The 1,424-nt window shown below is 67.3% G+C and carries 2 pseudogenes; both read right to left on the bottom strand.

The features are described from left to right. A pseudogene (locus AB0B85_RS23605) lies at window positions 1–833 on the bottom strand (hypothetical protein); the annotation flags it as partial. A gap of 106 nt (window positions 834–939) precedes the next feature. After that, window positions 940–1,424 (bottom strand): annotated as a pseudogene (locus AB0B85_RS23600) (hypothetical protein); the annotation flags it as partial.

Raw genomic sequence — 1,424 nt, 5'->3', positions numbered from 1 at the left:
CCATTCGGGCTCTGCTGCCACTTGTGATACAGCTTCCCGTCACCACCGACGACGAACAACTCCATCCGACCATCCGCCGCCACATCGACCACCGGATGGCGCAGGGCCGTACCGCCCAAACTCACCCAGTCGCCGAAGCCGCCGTTCGGCTTCGTCTGCCACACGCTGTGCACGGCGCCGGCGCCACGTACCGCGAACGCCTGGAGCCGTCCATCGGCGTTCGCCCCCACAGCGAGCTGGTCCTCGACGCGGTCCTCACCCCAGGCGGCGAGGGCGAGCGTCGCACCATCCGAGGCCTGACCGTAATAGCGGTCCGGATAGCCGGAGATCTGCACCCGCTGACAGATCTCGCCGATCGGGGCGGTCAACCAGCCATTGTTCGGGTAGTTGCTCTTCATCGCGCTGAGGAATTTCCTGGTGGAGGAGACCGGGTCCAGGATCTCCGCCGGCGAACCCCAGCCCTGGCTGGGCCGCTGCTGGTAAAGGCCGAGACTGTCATCGGCGCCGTAGTCGAGATTGCGGATGCCGGTCTCCACGATTGTCGTGGTGATCGCGATGCTGGCCGCCCGCATCGGCAGATTCTGGGACTTGACCACCGAGACGATGACGCGAACGCAGGCCGCCCGCGTCGCATCGAGATAGCCGGCCAGCTTCCCGTTCAACAGCGGGTTCACTCGGGCGGCGAAGGCGACGTCGGCAGCGGTCGGGCTCGCGGCGGTGCAGTTGGGCACAACAGCGGCGTGCGCCGGGCTGGACAGCACGGAGGCGGAGCCGGCAAACGAAGCGACTGTCAACGCGGCCACGGCAAGGGCATAGCGCAGTTTCCTGCTCATAAGGACACTCCAGGGGCGAGGTTGAGGGCCGGGCTACCGGCCAGGACCGGCCGGTCGCCGCTGGGGGTACGGCGACCGGCCGGAGTTTGGAAAGGGGCGTCACCGGCTAGCTGAGGCTGGCCCAGTCACCCCAGGCACCGTTGGCAGACGTCTGCCACATCGAGTAGAGGGCGTTGTTGCCGCCGATCACGAACACCTGCAACCGACCGTCGCGATTCGAGCCGAGTACCAGGTCGCCGCTGAGGTCGCTGCCGCCACGGCTGAGCCAGTCCGACCACGGGCCGTTCGGGCTGGTCTGGAACTTGTGGTAGAGCTTGCCGTCACCGCCGACGGCGAACAGCTCCATCCGGCCGTCCGCCGACGAACCGACCACGGGTGTCTTCAGCTCGCTGCCGCCCATCTTCTGCCAGTCCGACCACGGCCCGTTCACGCTGCTCTGCCAGATCGAGTAGAGGGCGCCGTCACCGCCGATGACGAAGACCTGAGACCGACCATCAGCGTTGCGCCCGATCGTCAGCTCGTTGGTGAGGTTGGTTCCGCCGCGGCTGACCCAGTCCGACCACGGGCCGTTCGGGCTGGTCTGGAACTTGT

Origin of the sequence: Micromonospora sp. NPDC049044, assembly GCF_040649215.1 — a bacterium.
Classification (GTDB): domain Bacteria; phylum Actinomycetota; class Actinomycetes; order Mycobacteriales; family Micromonosporaceae; genus Micromonospora.
Note: the sequence above shows the minus strand (reverse complement) of the source record. Positions and strands in the feature narration are given on the sequence as shown.